At 68.8% G+C, this 15892-nt stretch carries 16 protein-coding genes; 5 read left to right on the top strand and 11 right to left on the bottom strand.

The annotated features are described in order from the left end of the window. Positions 1-7 precede the first annotated feature (7 nt). Positions 8-1993 carry an excinuclease ABC subunit UvrC gene (gene uvrC / locus ACQHI0_RS16315; protein ID WP_427908784.1) on the bottom strand — a complete coding sequence of 662 codons (1986 nt, stop codon included), beginning with the start codon at positions 1991-1993 and terminating at the stop codon, positions 8-10. A gap of 214 nt (positions 1994-2207) precedes the next feature. On the opposite strand from uvrC, the gene ACQHI0_RS16320 reads away from it, so the two are divergent. Beyond that, positions 2208-2618 carry a hypothetical protein gene (locus ACQHI0_RS16320; protein WP_427908785.1) on the top strand — a complete coding sequence of 137 codons (411 nt, stop codon included), beginning with the start codon at positions 2208-2210 and terminating at the stop codon, positions 2616-2618. A gap of 82 nt (positions 2619-2700) precedes the next feature. On the opposite strand, the gene ACQHI0_RS16325 is transcribed toward ACQHI0_RS16320, so the two are convergent. Continuing rightward, positions 2701-3393 carry an HAD family hydrolase gene (locus ACQHI0_RS16325; RefSeq protein WP_427908786.1) on the bottom strand — a complete coding sequence of 231 codons (693 nt, stop codon included), beginning with the start codon at positions 3391-3393 and terminating at the stop codon, positions 2701-2703. 158 nt (positions 3394-3551) lie between these two features. Between ACQHI0_RS16325 and ACQHI0_RS16330 the strand changes: the two genes are divergently transcribed. Further along, a complete protein-coding gene (locus ACQHI0_RS16330; protein WP_427908787.1) occupies positions 3552-5504 on the top strand; it encodes a gamma-glutamyltransferase family protein in 1953 nt (650 codons plus the stop codon). Between the two features lie 149 nt (positions 5505-5653). Here the strand turns inward: ACQHI0_RS16330 and ACQHI0_RS16335 are convergent, their stop codons facing one another. The 4 genes from ACQHI0_RS16335 to ACQHI0_RS16350 all read right to left on the bottom strand — a co-directional run bounded on the left by ACQHI0_RS16335 (position 5654) and on the right by ACQHI0_RS16350 (position 8717). After that, positions 5654-6139: a PH domain-containing protein gene (locus ACQHI0_RS16335; protein WP_427909182.1), complete on the bottom strand. Its 486-nt coding sequence runs from the start codon at positions 6137-6139 to the stop codon at positions 5654-5656. A 2-nt stretch (positions 6140-6141) separates the two neighbouring features. Continuing rightward, positions 6142-6618, bottom strand: a complete 477-nt coding sequence (gene ribH / locus ACQHI0_RS16340) for a 6,7-dimethyl-8-ribityllumazine synthase (RefSeq protein WP_427908788.1) — start codon at positions 6616-6618, stop codon at positions 6142-6144. 25 nt (positions 6619-6643) lie between these two features. Continuing rightward, on the bottom strand, positions 6644-7888 hold the full coding sequence (locus tag ACQHI0_RS16345) for a bifunctional 3,4-dihydroxy-2-butanone-4-phosphate synthase/GTP cyclohydrolase II (protein ID WP_378627050.1): 1245 nt from the start codon (positions 7886-7888) through the stop codon (positions 6644-6646). Positions 7889-8093: 205 nt separating this feature from the next. Further along, positions 8094-8717 (bottom strand): riboflavin synthase, encoded by a 624-nt coding sequence (locus ACQHI0_RS16350; RefSeq protein ID WP_427908789.1) that lies wholly within the window; start codon positions 8715-8717, stop codon positions 8094-8096. Positions 8718-9266: 549 nt separating this feature from the next. Here ACQHI0_RS16350 and ACQHI0_RS16355 point away from each other — a divergent pair. Continuing rightward, on the top strand, positions 9267-9737 hold the full coding sequence (locus tag ACQHI0_RS16355) for a hypothetical protein (RefSeq protein ID WP_427908790.1): 471 nt from the start codon (positions 9267-9269) through the stop codon (positions 9735-9737). Here the strand turns inward: ACQHI0_RS16355 and rpe are convergent, their stop codons facing one another. After that, on the bottom strand, positions 9738-10394 hold the full coding sequence (gene rpe, locus ACQHI0_RS16360) for a ribulose-phosphate 3-epimerase (protein ID WP_427909183.1): 657 nt from the start codon (positions 10392-10394) through the stop codon (positions 9738-9740). Between the two features lie 152 nt (positions 10395-10546). On the opposite strand from rpe, the gene ACQHI0_RS16365 reads away from it, so the two are divergent. After that, the gene (locus ACQHI0_RS16365; RefSeq protein ID WP_427908791.1) at positions 10547-10915 is read left to right on the top strand and encodes an anti-sigma factor; all 369 of its coding nucleotides are present in this window, start codon (positions 10547-10549) and stop codon (positions 10913-10915) included. Then, a complete protein-coding gene (locus ACQHI0_RS16370; RefSeq protein WP_427908792.1) occupies positions 10915-11823 on the top strand; it encodes an RNA polymerase sigma factor SigF in 909 nt (302 codons plus the stop codon). Before ACQHI0_RS16365 ends, ACQHI0_RS16370 begins: the two co-directional genes overlap by 1 nt. Before the next feature lie 23 nt (positions 11824-11846). Here ACQHI0_RS16370 and ACQHI0_RS16375 read toward each other — a convergent pair whose 3' ends face one another. The 4 genes from ACQHI0_RS16375 to def form a co-directional block, all read right to left on the bottom strand. Next, positions 11847-12191, bottom strand: a complete 345-nt coding sequence (locus ACQHI0_RS16375) for an MmcQ/YjbR family DNA-binding protein (RefSeq protein WP_427908793.1) — start codon at positions 12189-12191, stop codon at positions 11847-11849. Between the two features lie 94 nt (positions 12192-12285). Beyond that, complete coding sequence (locus ACQHI0_RS16380) at positions 12286-13644, bottom strand: RsmB/NOP family class I SAM-dependent RNA methyltransferase (protein WP_427909184.1); 1359 nt, start codon at positions 13642-13644, stop codon at positions 12286-12288. 745 nt (positions 13645-14389) lie between these two features. Continuing rightward, positions 14390-15313 (bottom strand): methionyl-tRNA formyltransferase, encoded by a 924-nt coding sequence (gene fmt, locus ACQHI0_RS16385; protein ID WP_427908794.1) that lies wholly within the window; start codon positions 15311-15313, stop codon positions 14390-14392. Further along, positions 15313-15852 (bottom strand): peptide deformylase, encoded by a 540-nt coding sequence (gene def / locus ACQHI0_RS16390; protein ID WP_427908795.1) that lies wholly within the window; start codon positions 15850-15852, stop codon positions 15313-15315. The genes fmt and def overlap by 1 nt, the downstream gene beginning before the upstream one ends. Positions 15853-15892 lie beyond the last annotated feature (40 nt).

A 15892-nucleotide genomic window follows, 5' to 3' on the forward strand; every position in this document is an offset into this window, starting at 1 on the left:
TCGGCGGTTACGGGCTGTTGAGTGCCGCGAGCACTGCTTTCGCCGTCGAGACCCCGATTCCGGGCACCGAGGTGATTTCCTCGACAGTCGCGTCCTTGATCCTGGCGACCGAGCCGAAATGGGTGACCAAGGCGGTTCGCCTGGTCTCGCCGAGGCCCGGCACCGAATCCAGCGCCGATGCCGTCATCCGGCGTGAGCGTTTGCTGCGGTGGAAGGTGATGGCGAAACGGTGAGCCTCGTCGCGCACGCGTTGCAGCAGGAACAGCGCTTCGCTGTTGCGCGGCATGATCACCGGGTCGGCTTCCCCGGGCACCCAGACCTCTTCGAGGCGTTTGGCCAAACCGATCACCGCGACATCGGTGATGCCGAGTTCGTCCAGGACCTCGGCGGCGGCGGCGACCTGGGGTGCGCCGCCGTCGACCACGTAGAGGTTGGGCGGATAGGCGAAGCGGCGCGGGCGGCCGGTGGTGGGGTCGATGCCGGGACGTGAGGCGGGTTCGTCGACCTCGTCGGGTTCGATCTCGACGGGCTGTTCCCGGTCGCGGGCCAGGCGGGCGAAGCGGCGGCGGGTCACCTCGGCGATGCTGCCGACGTCGTCGGAGCGGCCGTCGCCCGCGGCTTCCTTGATCGCGTAGTGGCGGTAGTCGGACTTGCGGGCAAGGCCGTCTTCGAAGACCACCAGCGAGGCGACCACGTCGGTGCCCTGCACGTGGCTGATGTCGACGCATTCGATCCGCAGCGGGGCGCTGTCGAGTTCGAGCGCGTCCTGAATGTCTTGCAGCGCTTGGGATCTCGAGGTGAGGTCACCGGCGCGGCGGAGCTTGTGCTGGGCCAGCGCCTCGGCGGCGTTGCGCTGCACCGTCTCGGCGAGCGCCTTCTTGTCGCCGCGCTGCGGCACGCGCAGCGAGACCGCGGAGCCTCGGATCTCGGTGAGCCACTCCCCGATCTCCTCGGCGTCGGCGGGCAGTTCGGGTACCAGCACTTCCCGCGGGACGACAATGGCCGCGTCACCGTTCTGGTCCGCCAAGGCGGCCTGTTCGCCGTAGAACTGGGTGAGGAACTGTTCGACCAGGGCGGCCATTTCGGTTCCCGACTCCGCGACATCGAGTGCGTCACCGGATTTGTCGACGACCCAGCCGCGCTGACCGCGCACGCGTCCGTCGCGCACATGGAAGATCTGGACGGCGGCTTCGAGTGCGTCGGTGGCGAAAGCGATCACGTCGGCGTCGGTGCCTGCGCCGAGGACCACGGCTTGCTTCTCGAGTGCGCGGCGCAGCGCCTGCACGTCGTCGCGCAGGCGGGCGGCGTTCTCGAAGTCGAGGTCTTCGGCGGCTTCGTGCATCCGCCGTTCGAGGGCGCGCACCATCTTGTCGGTCTTGCCGGAGAGGAAGTCGCAGAAGTCCTCGACGATCTGGCGGTGCTCGTCGGCGCTGACCCGGCCGACACACGGCGCGGAACACTTGTCGATATAACCGAGCAGGCAGGGGCGCCCGATCTGGTTGTGCCGCTTGAAGACTCCGTTGGAGCAGGTGCGCGCGGGGAACACCCGCAGCAGCAAGTCGAGGGTCTCGCGGATCGCCCAGGCGTGGGCGTACGGACCGAAGTAGCGCACCCCCTTCTTGCGGGCGCCGCGATAGACGAACAGGCGCGGGTACTCCTCGTTGAGGGTCACCGCGAGCACCGGATAGGTCTTGTCGTCGCGGTAGCGCACGTTGAACCGCGGATCGAATTCCTTGATCCAGTTGTACTCGAGTTGCAGCGCCTCCACCTCGGTGGACACCACCGTCCACTCGACCGACGCCGCCGTGGTGACCATCTGCTTGGTGCGCGGATGCAGCGAATACACATCGGCGAAGTAGGAATTCAACCGACTCCGCAGGCTCTTCGCCTTACCGACATAGATGACCCGCCCGTGCACGTCCCGGAACTTGTACACACCGGGTTCGACGGGAATCGTGCCCGGCGCCGGCCGGTACGTCGCGGGATCTGCCACCCATCCAGCCTAGCGAGGGGCTCCGACAGGTCCGCACCGCCGACGGTTGATCGAGCAACCGCCCTTCGGCCGAGCTGACGAACCAGGTGGCGCGCTGACCGTCACCCCGCATCGGGTGTGGTCGGCCACGGGCTCGCACGCTGTGGCGAGGGCCGGTCGCCGGGGCCGCCTGTGTACCGTGATTGCTCGGAACATGTGCCCGAAAGGACGTGCGATGACCAACGCTGCTGCGCCGCGCACAGGCGAGGACCTGTACGACGACGAGGTGACCCCGCACGGGGTCATGCCCGGCACGGTGCGCGGGGCTCGGCTGATCGTCGCGGTCGCCTCGGCTGTCGGGGTGGTGCTGATCACGATCACCGTGGCGCTTGGCGGTTCGCTCGGCGCGCTGCTCGCGGGGTACCTGCCGTCCTTCGCGCTGGTCCCGTTGGTGCTGTTGTTCCGGCAGGGCGGCGACCTGGTGCGCAAGGCCGCGGTCGCGGTCGCGGTGCTGGCGTTGCTCGTGTCCTCGACCGGCATTCTCACCGGACTACCGCCGGGTGCGGTCGGCATCGTCGCCAATGGCGCGGTCGCCGCGATGCTCCTTCGCCCCTCGGCTCGCGCCTGGTTCACCCGCGAACGCTGACCTGCGATCGGGTGATTCGTCCCGCGCTGAAAGGTGCGCGAGCTGACTGGAAGGTCGGGCGCCGAGACCGTCAGCGTCGCGGTCAGTCGACCGTGCGGATCCCGTGTTCGGCGAGTGCGTCGATGAGGCCGCGGGGACGGTCGACGGTCGGAACCGCGTCGACGAGGGCGAAGCGGGCGCCGAGGATCGTCGCGCCGCCGTCGGCTTCGGTGCTGTCGCCGACCATGAGGACGCGTTCGGGATCGACGCCGAGGCGACTGGTGGCGTCGCGGAAGATCTGGGGATTCGGTTTGATGGCGCCTACTTCGTAGGACAGGGTCATCGAGCCGATCAGGTCGGTCCAGCCGTGCTTGCCGAAGGCGGGTCGGATGTCGAAGGCGATATTGCTGACGATGCCGATCGGGATTCCTTGGGCGGCAAGCGATTCCAGTACCGTGCCGGTGTCGGGGTACGGAGTCCAGGTGAACGGGTCGATGAGGCGTTCGTAGAGGCGGGTTGCCTGGATATCGGGAACCCCGGAGCCGCGCAGCACCTCCAGGTAGGCGTGGCGGTGCAGGGCGGGGTCGAGATCGCGGTTGTCCCAGGCGTGTTGGCCTGCCGTGTCGAAGGTCATGAACTGCTCGACCGGGGCCGTCATCCGCCGCAGCACTTCGGCTTTCGCGGCCACGTCGAACGGTGTTCCGTCGTCGCCGACGAGTTCGTCGGCCCAGGTCCGATCGTCCTCCAATCGGAAGACCGTGCCGGAGAAGTCGAACAGCACCGCGTCGATGTCCATATCAGCCAGGGTAACCAGCTAGCCGGTGCGCGCCTGGCGGAAATCGGCCGGGTAACCCAGGATTCGCGTGCCCGTCATCGGGGCGCCGTCGGAGCCGGTTGCCGGCACCGGGCCGAAAAAGATCCAATCGTGTCGGACCGGAGAGTTACGCTGCCTACATGACGCCAAGGCGACGGACGTGGATCGGGGCCACGACGGCCGCAGTGCTCGCGGTGGGGGTACTGGCCGGTTGTTCGACAGACGACAAGCGTGCCGCGGAGTGCACGAGCACGCCCAACGGCACGCCGGTGTCCGCGGCACCCGCGACCAGCGCCGGTGCGCCGACCTCGCAGAATCTCAGTACCAATCCCGAGATCGCGTCGGGGTACCGCTTGGACATGACGGCCGTGCGCACCAGTACCTACGCGGTGTCGACCGCGAACCCGGTGGCCACCGAGGCCGCGTGCCGGGTGCTGCGGGCGGGTGGTACCGCCACCGATGCGCTGGTCACCGCGCAGGCGGTACTCGGGCTGGTCGAACCGCAGGCTTCCGGGATCGGGGGCGGCGCGTTCCTCGTGCATTACGACGCGAAGTCGCGCACCGTCGACACCTACGACGGCCGCGAGACCGCACCCGCGGCGGCCACCGAGAACTATCTGCGCTGGGTCAGCGACACCGATCGCACCGAGCCCGCCCCGAACACCCGGGCGAGCGGCCGCTCGATCGGCGTTCCCGGGGTACTGCGGATGCTCGAACTCGCGCATTCCGAGCACGGGATGACCGCCTGGAAGGAACTGTTCGATCCCGCGATCAGCCTGTCCGACAGCGGTTTCGAGATCAGTCCGCGCCTGGCCGGGCAGATCGCCGAATCCGCGCGGGATCTGGCAGCCGACGAAGCCGCACGCGGCTACTTCCTCGAACCCGACGGTTCACCCAAGAAGGCCGGCACCGTCCTCACCAATCCCGCACTGGCGAAAACACTGTCGGCGATCGCCACCGACGGCGCGAAAGCCCTCTACAGCGGCGCCATCGCCCAGGACATCATCGCGGCGGCGGGCAGCACCGCGGGCGGACGCACCCCGAGTCTGCTGACCACCACCGACCTGGCGAACTACCAGGCCAAGAAGCGCACCGCGCTCTGCACCGGGTACCGCAAGTACGAATTGTGCGGCATGCCCGCGCCGTCCTCGGGTGGCAGCACCGTCGCCGCGACGCTGGGCATCCTCGCCAATTTCGATATCCCCGCGCTGCGCCCCCAAGAGCTCGACGCCAACGGTGGGCGCCCCGACGCGCAGGCCGTGCACCTGATCTCCGAGGCGGAGCGGCTGGCCTACGCCGACCGCAACAAGTACGTCGCGGACCCGGATTTCGTTCCGCTGCCGGGCAATTCGGCCCTGTCGCTGGTCCACCCGCAGTACCTGAAGGAGCGGTCGGGGCTGATCGACCCGCAGCGCAGCATGGGCACCGCCAAGCCTGGCAACCTCGGTCCGGTGCCCCTAGGCAACGGCCCGCAGCCGCCCGAGCACGGCACCAGCCACATCTCCGTCGTCGACAAGTACGGCAACGCCGCGGCGATGACCACCACGGTCGAATCGGCGTTCGGGTCGTTCCATCTCGTCGACGGGTTCGTGCTCAACAATCAGCTCACCGACTTCGCCGCCGATCCGGTCGACCCCGACGGCACCCCGGTGGCCAACCGCCTCCAGCCCAACAAGCGCCCGCGAAGTTCGATGGCGCCGACCCTGGTGTTCGAACGTGACGACAAGGGCGACCGCGGCGAACTGAAGCTCGTCACGGGTTCACCCGGTGGTTCGGTGATCATCCAGTTCGTCGTGAAAACGCTGATCAATACGCTGGATTGGGGCCTCGACCCGCAGCAGGCGGTCTCCGGGGTGTCGTTCGGCGCCGGCAATACGCCGGTCACCGGCGTAGGCGGTGAGCACCCCGACATCGATCCCACCGACAACGGCGACCACGATCCGCTGGTCCAAAAGCTACGGGCGATGGGTCACCAGGTGTCGGTCGCACCGCAGTCCAGCGGGCTGAGCGCCCTGCAGCACAACGGCAAGGACGGCTGGATCGGCGGCGCGGATCCGCGCCGTGAGGGAGCGGTCCTCGGCGATACTCGCTGACCGCAGGCGGTTCGTCGCCGGGACTCGCACCTCCCGTCCCGGCGACGCCGCGCTGACCTACCTCGGCATGCGGCGCATGGTGAGTGCCGAACGAATCCGCCGGGCGCAGGCGCACGAGTCGCGGCAGCGGGACTGTTCGCGAGCGCGACTCAGTCCTGCGGGGCGTACCGGGCCCCGAGTTCGCGCACACGCTCTATCGCGTCGGCGGCGTGGGCCTTGTCGTTGGAACGGATCGCGAGCATCGGGACATAGTCGTCGTCGGCCAGTTCGAGGCGAGCCCAGGCCTTGCGGTCCGGGAAAGACGCGCCTCGGATGTAGGCCCACGGGTAGACCTGCTCGCCCAGGATGTTGCGCACCCCGACACCCTGGCGACCCGCGCGCACCCGCGGACGGGTGAGCATCAAAACCGCGCCCGCACCGACGACCCCGATCAGGATCATCGCGACCTGATCGGCGACCCGGAAGTTCACCCCGGTCGAGCCGGTGCGCAGCAGCAGTCCGCCCGCGGTGAAGGCGACGACGATGACGATCGCTGCGACGACGGCGGTGCGGATCGCCCGGCGCGGACGCACCTCGAACTCCCAGCCCGTGTCCGGCTCGGGAACACCGCGCCGCCACGTCCGCACCACCGGCACGGTCACGCCGATCGCAGCGCGCGCAACGTGAGCGCGGCGTCGAGGGCGGCGGCACAGGCCTGCTCGCCCTTGTCCTCCGACGAACCGGGCAGCCCGGCCCGATCGCGCGCCTGCTCTTCGTCGTTCGTGGTGAGCACACCGTTGGTGACCGGCGTGGCCGCGTCGAGCGACACCCGGGTCAGCCCTGCCGTCACCGCGTCACACACGTACTCGAAATGTGGTGTGCCGCCCCGGATCACGACACCGAGAGCCACCACCGCATCATGCGTGCGTGCCAGTTCCTGCGCGACGACCGGCAGCTCCATCGCACCGGCGCAGCGCACCACGGTCACCTGCTCGACGCCGGCTTCCTTGGCGACCCGCTCGGCATTGGCCACGAGCGTGTCGCAGATCTCGGTGTGCCAGCGCGAGGCGACGATGCCGAGTTTGACGTCTTTGGCCTGCGCCAAAGCGAAGCTCGGAACACCTGTGCCGCTCATCGTTGCCGCCTTTCGTGGGAAGTGATCACTGCGCGGTTTCGCCCAGGTCGAGATCGTCGAGGCCGACCAGGTCGTGGCCCATCCGATCCCGCTTGGTGCGCAGGTAGTGCAGGTTCTCGGCATTGGCGCGCAACGGCATCGGGACGCGCTCGGTGATCGCGAGGCCGTAGCCGTCGAGGCCGACCCGCTTGGCCGGATTGTTGGTGAGCAGACGCATCGAGCGGATCCCGAGATCGACCAGGATCTGCGCGCCCGTGCCGTAATCGCGGGCGTCGGCGGGCAGGCCGAGATCGAGGTTGGCGTCGACGGTGTCGCGGCCGGTGTCCTGCAATTGGTAGGCCTGCAGCTTGTGCATCAGGCCGATGCCACGGCCCTCGTGCCCGCGCATGTAGAGCACGACGCCGCGGCCCTCCTGATCGACCATCTCGAGCGCCGCGTCCAGCTGCGGGCCGCAATCGCAGCGCAGCGAGCCGAAGACGTCGCCGGTCAGGCATTCCGAGTGCACGCGCACCAGCACGTCCTCGCCGTCGCCGATGTCGCCGCGCACCAGCGCGACGTGCTCGGCGTCGTCGAAGATGCTCTGATAGCCCACGGCCTTGAAGTCGCCGTGCGCGGTCGGAATCCGGGCCTCGGCCACCCGCACGACATGCTTCTCGTGCTTGCGCCGCCAGGCGATCATGTCGGCGATCGAGATCATCGCCAGGTTGTGCTCGTCGGCGAACACCCGTAGCTCGTCGGTGCGGGCCATGTGCCCGTCGTCCTTCTGGCTGACGATCTCGCAGATCACGCCCGCCGGACGCAAGCCGGCCATCCGGGCCAGATCGACCGCGGCCTCGGTGTGGCCCGGCCTGCGCAGCACGCCGCCGTCCTTGGCGCGCAGCGGCACCACATGGCCGGGGCGGGTGAACTCGTCGGCCTTGGCCTGCGCGCTGGCCAGCAGGCGCATGGTGACCGCCCGGTCGGCGCCCGAGATACCGGTGGTGATGCCCTCGCGCGCGTCCACCGAGACGGTGTAGGCGGTGCCGTGCTTGTCCTGGTTCATCGCGTACGCGGGCGGCAGGCCGAGCCGGTCGCAGTCATCGGCGGTCAGCGGCACGCAGATGTAGCCGGAGGTGTAGCGGATCATGAACGCGACCAGCTCCGGGGTGGCCTTCTCGGCCGCGAAGATGAGATCGCCTTCGTTCTCCCGGTCCTCGTCGTCGATGACGACAACAGCCTTGCCGGCCGCGATATCGGCGACCGCGCGCTCGATGCTGTCCAACCTGGTCACGTCTGCTTGCTCCGTAATTTTGGCGGCTGGCGCCGCGGGTTTCTCGGCCCTGAGGCCTCGATCTTCCCTCCCGGCGGGCACTCCTTCGTCGCACCCTCTGGTCAGTCCAGATCGAGGCGGCCGAGAAACTGCCTTGGGATGGCAATGACTTCCTACATTACGGCGTGGCCTCGGCGTGTTCTGTGAGGCCCGGCGCCGATCGGTGTCAGCCTCGCTGGGCGAGGCGTTCTACGTACTTCGCGATGACGTCCACCTCGAGGTTCACGGTGGCGCCGACCGGGGCGGTGCCGAGGACGGTCAGGGCGAGGGTGGTCGGGATCAGCGAGACTTCGAACCAATCGCGGGATCCGTCGGCGTTCGGTTCGTCGTCGATGCCGAGCGCGGAGACCGTCAGCGAGACGCCGTCGACGGTGATCGAGCCCTTCTCCACCACATAGCGCGCGATGGAATCCGGCAGCGAGATCCGCACGACTTCCCAGTTCTCCGACGGGGTCCGCCGGAGCACGGTGCCGGTGCCGTCGACGTGGCCCTGCACGACGTGCCCGCCGAGGCGGCTGTTCAACGCGGCCGCGCGTTCGAGGTTGACCGGCGATCCGGGGACCAGGCCGCCGATGCTCGAGCGCCGCAACGTCTCGTCCATGACGTCGACGGTGAAGCTGTCGCCGTCGACCACGTCGACGACGGTGAGGCAGACGCCGTTGACGGCGATCGAATCGCCGTGTCCGGCATCGGAAGTCACCAGCTTGCCGCGGATCGTCAACCGGGCGGCGTCGGTCAGCGCTTCGGTGGCCACGACCTCGCCGAGCTCCTCGACGATCCCTGTGAACATGCCTGACTCCCTTGTCGCGTCATCGATACCCGTTCGGCCCAACAGCAGGTGCGTTGCCGCTATTCCCGCGCGGCCGCCCGGCTTGTCGCACAGCCTAGTAGCGGGGCCGGTGAGACCGGGGCGGGGGCCGAACCCGACCGAACGCAGCACAAGGTCACCGGAAGCGATCGATAGCGCATCGATTCGGCGACAAAGGTGTATCGACATGACGCGACGCCGCCGTTAATCATTCCGGCGGTTGTCGTTCAATCCAATTTTCGGCGAACCGATCCCCCGCATTCATCCGGCTGCCTTAACCTGGGAATACCCGCCATTACGAACTGGAAACACGGTGAGTGGAATGCTTGCGCCCGCCGCGCCATTGACGCAATATTGTTACGTCAACGATTCCTGCTGTTCAACCAGATGTCGGGCCCTGGAACTGCGGGTTTCCCCGACATCATCGCCCGGAGCACTGCGGCTGCCGGGAGTTCGCCCCAGGGATAGTCCACCACTCCAGGAAGACAACACTGTGGGTTACAACAGGTTCGCAATATGTGGGGGTGCCGCGTGAGCACGCTGATCGATTCGACGCTGGAAATGCGCTGCGTACGTTATCGGCGAGAGCTGCACCTGCCGGCCAAGATCGATTTCGATTCCCGCCGCATTCTGCTCCACATCGGCGCGCACTACGGCGCGGTGACCATGCCCAGCGATCTGGGCGAGCGGGTACAGGCGCGCCTGCGCGAGGCCTCGATCGCGGGTCCGGTAGTCGATCACCCCCGCGCTCGGCGCTGGACGTTCCTCACCGGCCCGTGCCGACCGGACTCGCTCACCGCGACCGCGTCGGCCGAACTGTTCCGCCTCTACGCGACCGTCGCCTGCGCGGGCAGCCAGATCGTGCTGCCCTCCCCCGACGACGAGCGCACCGGCTATCGCACCTGGGTGCAGGTACCCGAATCCGGCGACCAGCGGCCGCCGGTGCAGGCTGTCATCGAAGCGGCGCGGGCGCTGGGCACCCGCAAACTCCGCTCCCTGTAATCACGGCAGCCAGGCCGAGGTGGCCAAGTTGCGCAGCTTCTGCACGGCGGCGCCGGGATCGGCCGTGTTGTAGACGGCCGATCCGGCCACGAAGCAATCGATCCCGGCCGCGGCGGCCTGCTCGATGGTGTCGTCGTTGATGCCGCCGTCGATTTCGACGACCAGCCGCAGTTCGCCCGAGTCGACCAGGTTGCGCACGATCCGCGCCTTCTCCAGCACGCCGGGGATGAACGACTGCCCACCGAAACCGGGTTCCACGCTCATCACGAGCAGGGTGTCGAATTCGCGCAGGATCTCCAGGTACGGCTCGATCGGGGTGTTCGGCTTCACCGACAGCCCCGCACGGCCGCCCGCGGCGCGGATATCGCGCGCCACCGCGATCGGATCATCGGTCGCTTCGGCGTGGATGGTGACGTTGTAGGCGCCGGCCTCGGCGTAGCTCGGGGCCCAGCGGCCCGGATCGTCGATCATCAGATGGCAGTCGAACGGGATGTCGGTGGCCTTGAGCAGGCTCTGCACGATCGGCAGACCCAGTGTGAGGTTCGGCACGAAGTGGCCGTCCATGACGTCGACGTGGAGCCAGTCGCATCCTTGCACCGCGGCGGCCTCAGCGGCCAGATTCGCGAAGTCCGCGGACAGGATTGACGGGGCGATCATCGGCTTGGACGGACGGGAGAACGTCGGAGTGGACACAGCGCGACAGTGTAGCGACCGAATGGTGATTGCCCTGCCGGGTTATGGGTAGCCTTCTCAGGGTGACCAATTTTTCGGCGGAACATGGGCCCTTCGGCGCCCCGGTGGAGATTCGTGTGGCAGCACAGCTGACGCAGCTGCCAATCGTGCGCGGACTGGCCGAAACACTGGTGCTACTCAGCGATTTCACCCTCGACGAGGTGGCCGACGTGCGCCTCGCCGTGGACGAGGTGTGCTCGACGATCATCGCGATCGCAGGCCCGGATACGCTGCTCACCTGCCAATTCCTCGTCGGTGACAGCGAATTGCAGGTGCGGGTCGACGGAGTGGCGGCGGCCGAGGGCATGCCGGATCAGCGCAGCTTCGGGTGGCATGTGCTGCGCACGCTCTGCGACGAGGTCATCGCCGAACAGCAGGACTTCGACGCCGGCGCGTCCGGGTACCCGACGACGGTACGATTCCGCAGGGTCCGGGGGAAGGCATAGTGCACGGCGAGGACAACCAGCCCGACCAGCACAATCTCAGCGAACCCGACAAACCCGACGCTCCTGCCGTGGAGTCGGAGAACGCCGCGGAACCGGACAAGGAAGCCCTCGAGCAGGAAACTCTCGAGGAGGAGGCCGAAACTCCGGAACCGGTGTCCGGATACGACGACGTCAGCGCGCTGTTCGAGCGGCTCGCGGCGACCGAGCCGGGCAGTGTGGCGCACGCGGTCGCACGGGACGCGCTGATCAACCGGTGCATCCCGCTGGCCGACCACATCGCGCGCAAATTCAGCGGGCGCGGTGAGCCGTTCGACGATCTGTCGCAGGTGGCGCGTGTCGGTCTGGTGCACGCGGTGGACCGGTTCGATCTGAGTCGCGGCTCGAATTTCCTGTCCTTCGCGGTGCCGACGATCATGGGTGAGGTCCGGCGGTATTTCCGCGACAACACCTGGGCGATGCGGGTTCCGCGGCGCGTCAAGGAGACTCATCTGCGCATCGGCGCGGCAGTGGATCAGCTGTCGCAGCGGTTGGGGCGCTCCCCCACCGCCAAGGAGATCGCCGCCGAACTCGATGTCGACCCCGACGAGGTCACCCAGGCCGTCATCGCGGGCAACGCCTATCAGCCGACCTCGATCGACGCGGCCTCGATCGGTCGCGACAGCGACGCCTCGCTGCTCGACACCCTGGGCGAGGAGGAATCGCAGTTCGACCGGGTCGAGGAGTACATCGCGGTGCGCCCGCTACTGGCGGGCCTGCCGGAGCGTGAACGCCGCATCCTGACCATGCGGTTCTTCGAGTCGATGACGCAGACGCAGATCGCGTCGCAGCTGGGGATCTCGCAGATGCACGTGTCGCGAATTCTCGCGAAAACCCTTGCGCGCCTGCGTGAATTGTCCGAGCGGGACTGAGTCGCGGACGGGACAACGAAGTCCTACGCGCCCTGCCGGGCCCGCCGCAGCTTCGCGGGTGCGCGCAGCCACCAGGCACTGTCGAGCAGCTCGGCGAGCTGTTGCCGGTCGACCGTGTCCAGGTCGATGAGAATGCACGGGTACCCGTCGTAGTGCGGGGTCGTGTAGAAGGCTGGGTCACCGGAGGCCAGCAGCGCCTCCTTCTCCGTGGGCTCGCAGAGCAGCACGAGACCACCTTCGGCTTCGTCACGTAATCGGGCGAAGCTCTTGCCACCGACGTTCAGGCCCGGACTGCGCCACCAGGTGCCTTCCGCCACACCCGGCAGCGCCGTCGCCATCGCGACCACTTGATCCCACGTCATAGCCATACGCCGATTCTCCCCCTCGGCGATCGCTGCGCGCTTGGACGAATGGAACGGCGCCGTCCCCCGTACAGGGGACGGCGCCGTTGTACTGTCGCGTCTATTTCTTGCGCAGAGTCGCCAGGAACATGGCGTCGGTGCCGTGGCGGTGCGGCCACAGCTGCGCGGACGGACCGTCACCGAGATCGGTGACACCGGGCAGGAACTCGCGGCTGTCGAGCTCTTCGGCACCGGTGCGGCGGACGAAATCGGCCACCACCGACACTGTTTCGGCGAGGTGCGGTGAGCAGGTCGAGTAGACGACGACACCGCCCGGACGCACCAGGTCCCAGGCGGCGGCCAGGAGCTCACGCTGCAGGGTGACCAGTTCCGTCACGTCTGCCGGGGTACGACGCCAGCGAGCCTCCGGACGACGGCGAAGGGCGCCGAGGCCGGTGCAGGGCGCGTCGACGAGAACGCGGTCGTAGCCGGGGGTCAGCCCACTGTCGCGGCCGTCCGCGACGTGGACGGTGACGGGCAGGTTGCGGGTGGATTTGCGAACCAGTTCGGCGCGGTGTTCGGCCGGTTCGACGGCGTCGACGGTGAACAGGTCGATCGCGGCGAGCGCGCCGAGCAAGGCCGCCTTACCGCCGGGACCTGCGCAGAGATCGAGCCAGCGGCCCTTGTCCTCGCCGTCCAGTGGCGCGCGGGTGAGAGCGAGCGCGACCAGCTGACTGCCCTCGTCCTGGACGGCCGCGATGCCGTCGCGGACCGGCTCCAGCTGACCCGGGTCGCCGCCGTCGAGGTACACCGCGTACGGGGACCAGCGACCTTCTTCGCCACCGGTGACCAGGGCGAGTTCCTCGGCGGTGATTTCCCCGGGCCTCGCGACCAGGTGCACGACCGGGCGCTCGTCGTCGGCTTTCAGGAGCTCGTCCAACTCGCCTGCTTGTGCGCCGAGCGCGTCGGCGAAGGCTTGGGCGATCCACTTCGGATGCGCGTGCTCGAAGGCGAGCTTGCCGACCGGGTCGGCGGGGGCGAGTTCGGCGATCCACTCCTCGGCGGTCTTGCCCCCCGCCCGGCGCAGCACGGCATTGACGAAACCGGCACGGCCCTGGCCGAATTCGGCGCTGGCCAGGTCGACGGAGGTGTCGACGGCGGCGTGCGCGCTGGTGCGGGTCCGCAGCAACTGGTAGACGCCCAGGCGCAGGATGTCGAGGATGGGGCCGTCGATCTCGTCGACCGGGCGGCCCGCGCACGCCGAGATCACCGCGTCGAGCTGTCCCTGCGAACGACTCGCACCGTAGGTGAGCTCGGTCGCGAACGCGGCATCACGGCCACTGATCTTGCGCTCGCGCAACAACTTCGGCAGCGCGAGGTTGGCATAGGCATCGCGCTCACGCACGGCCCGCAACACATCGAGGGCCACCTCACGCGCCGGATCCACAGGCTCGCCGCGCCGCTTGCGCGGACTCGGCACGGTGGGATCGGGACGCTCGGGTCGCCGCTGCGTGGGCGCCTTACCCGCCGTTCCCGCACCGGCGTCGCGGGTGCCCGCGCCACGGCCGCGCGAATCTCCTACGCGCGCACCACGATCGGGACGCGACGCGCCACGGCCGGTTCGGCCCGCACCGGAACGTCCCGCGGCGCCACGCTGGTCGGCCGAGTCACGACTCTGCGCCCTGTCGTTCGCGTCGCCGAAACCTGGGCGGTCGTCGACACGACGAGGTACACCGGATCGCGGAGCGTCGTCCCGGCCACCACCGTCACCACCCTGCGCGCGGTCGTCTTCGCGACGTGGCCCACCGGATCGCGGAGCGGCAGCACCTCGATTGCCCGCGCCGCGCGCGAAACCAGGGCGATCGTCGGAACGGCGGGGTGTGCCCGATCGGGTGCCCCCGTCGCGGTCGTCGCGGCGGGGTCGGTCGGAGCCGCCACGGTCATCGCGGCCGGTCCAGCGATCGCCGTCCGCACGCGGGGTGGTGGTGCCCTTCGCGGCGCGGGCGGCCCAGCCACCATCGACATTCTTGCTGGTGATCTTGCGGTCGTCGCGGGAACCGGTGCCGCGCGCGTCGCCAGATTTTCCGGTGGGTTTGCGATCCTCGCGGGGGCTCACGCCCTTCGCGGCGTCGGCTTCGCGGCGACGGCGGCGGTCGGAGGCGCTCATGCGCGCACCTCGCTGTCGATCGGCTCCGGCATGACCGCGGTATCTGCTCGCTGCTCCCTCATCCGATCACCGTGCCGGGAGCGAGGCGGGCGCCGCGGGCCCAGTCGAGGGCGTTCATCATCTTCTTGCCGGGCGGTTGGACCTGTCCGAGGCGGACCGCCGTGGTCGATGTTCCGACGAAGACGCCGGACTTGCGCACCTCGATCTCGCGTTCGGGCAAGGTTTCCTCCACCATTTCCACCGGGCCGAGTTTGAGGCGCAGCCCGTTCACCTCGGTCCACGCGCCCGGCGCCGGGGTGACGGCGCGGATGTGGCGGTGGATGGCCAGCGCGGGTTCGTCGAACCCGATTCGTCCCGCCTCCACGGCCACCTTCGGTGCGTAGGTCACGCCGTCGTGGGATTGCGGAATCGCTTGCAGCGACCCGTCTTCCACGCCGTCCAGAGTTTTCTCGAGCAGCACGGCGCCCGCTTCGGCGAGCCTGGCCAGCAGTTCGCCCGCGGTGTCGGTGAGCCCGATCTTCTCGGTCATCACCCCGTACACCGGGCCGGTGTCGAGGCCCGCTTCGATCAGGAAGGTCGACGCACCGGTCATGTCGTCACCCGCGTCGATGGCCGCCTGCACGGGCGCCGCACCGCGCCAGGCGGGCAGCAGCGAGAAGTGCAGATTGATCCAGCCGTGCGCGGGGATGTCGAGCACCTGCTGCGGCAGCAGCGCACCGTAGGCGACGACCGGGCAGCAGTCCGGCGCGAGTTCGGTGAGCGCGGCGACGAATTCGGGTTCGGACGGCTTGCGCGGCGTGAACACCGGAATGCCGTGCTCGTCGGCGAGCTGCCCGACCGGCGAGCGCATGATCTTGCGGCCGCGACCCGCGACCGCGTCGGGCCGGGTGACCACCGCGACGACCTCGTGGCCTTCGCTCTCGATCAACCGGCGCAACGACGGCACCGCGGGTTCCGGCGTGCCGGCGAAAACTACCCGCATCAGCGGCCACCGCCCACACCGCTGGATTCGCGCACGGTGATCCCGCCGCGGAACCAGTCGGATTCGCGGATGGTGCGCATCGCGTCCTTGCGGTCGGCCGGTTCGAGCCGGTTGATGAACAGCACGCCGTCGAGGTGGTCGTGCTCGTGCTGTACGCAGCGGGCGAGCAGCCCGTCGGCCTCGAACTCCACCGGCGCACCGGTGACGTCGACCCCGGTGACCCGCACGCGCGATGCCCGGCGCACGTCGTAGCGCACACCGGGAATCGACAGGCAGCCCTCGGGGCCGACCTGTTCATCGGCCCCGAGGGCCGACCATTCCGGGTTCACCACGTGACCCGCGGCGTCGCCGGTGTCGTAGACGAACACCCGCAGCCCGACCCCGATCTGCGGCGCGGCCATTCCGACCCCACCGTCGTCGTGCATGGTCTCGGTGAGGTCGGCGACCAACGTGGCGAGGTCGGGACCGAACTCGGTGACCGCGTCGGCACGCGAGCGCAGGATCGGGTCGCCGAACAGGCGAACGGGCTGAATGGTCACGGCGGCTCCCGGGGAGGACGAATTGCGGTCGTCCCAGTCT

This window comes from Nocardia sp. FBN12, assembly GCF_050320175.1.
GTDB lineage: Bacteria > Actinomycetota > Actinomycetes > Mycobacteriales > Mycobacteriaceae > Nocardia.

Excerpts from the sequence above, each read along its gene's own strand:
- ACQHI0_RS16320 (WP_427908785.1), top strand. The coding sequence starts at position 2,208 with ATGACCAACGCTGCTGCGCCGCGCACAGGCGAGGACCTGTACGACGAC.
- ACQHI0_RS16325 (WP_427908786.1), bottom strand. The coding sequence starts at position 3,393 with ATGGACATCGACGCGGTGCTGTTCGACTTCTCCGGCACGGTCTTCCGA.
- ACQHI0_RS16330 (WP_427908787.1), top strand. The coding sequence starts at position 3,552 with ATGACGCCAAGGCGACGGACGTGGATCGGGGCCACGACGGCCGCAGTG.
- ribH (WP_427908788.1), bottom strand. The coding sequence starts at position 6,618 with ATGAGCGGCACAGGTGTTCCGAGCTTCGCTTTGGCGCAGGCCAAAGAC.
- ACQHI0_RS16350 (WP_427908789.1), bottom strand. The coding sequence starts at position 8,717 with ATGTTCACAGGGATCGTCGAGGAGCTCGGCGAGGTCGTGGCCACCGAA.
- rpe (WP_427909183.1), bottom strand. The coding sequence starts at position 10,394 with ATGATCGCCCCGTCAATCCTGTCCGCGGACTTCGCGAATCTGGCCGCT.
- ACQHI0_RS16375 (WP_427908793.1), bottom strand. The coding sequence starts at position 12,191 with ATGGCTATGACGTGGGATCAAGTGGTCGCGATGGCGACGGCGCTGCCG.
- fmt (WP_427908794.1), bottom strand. The coding sequence starts at position 15,313 with ATGCGGGTAGTTTTCGCCGGCACGCCGGAACCCGCGGTGCCGTCGTTG.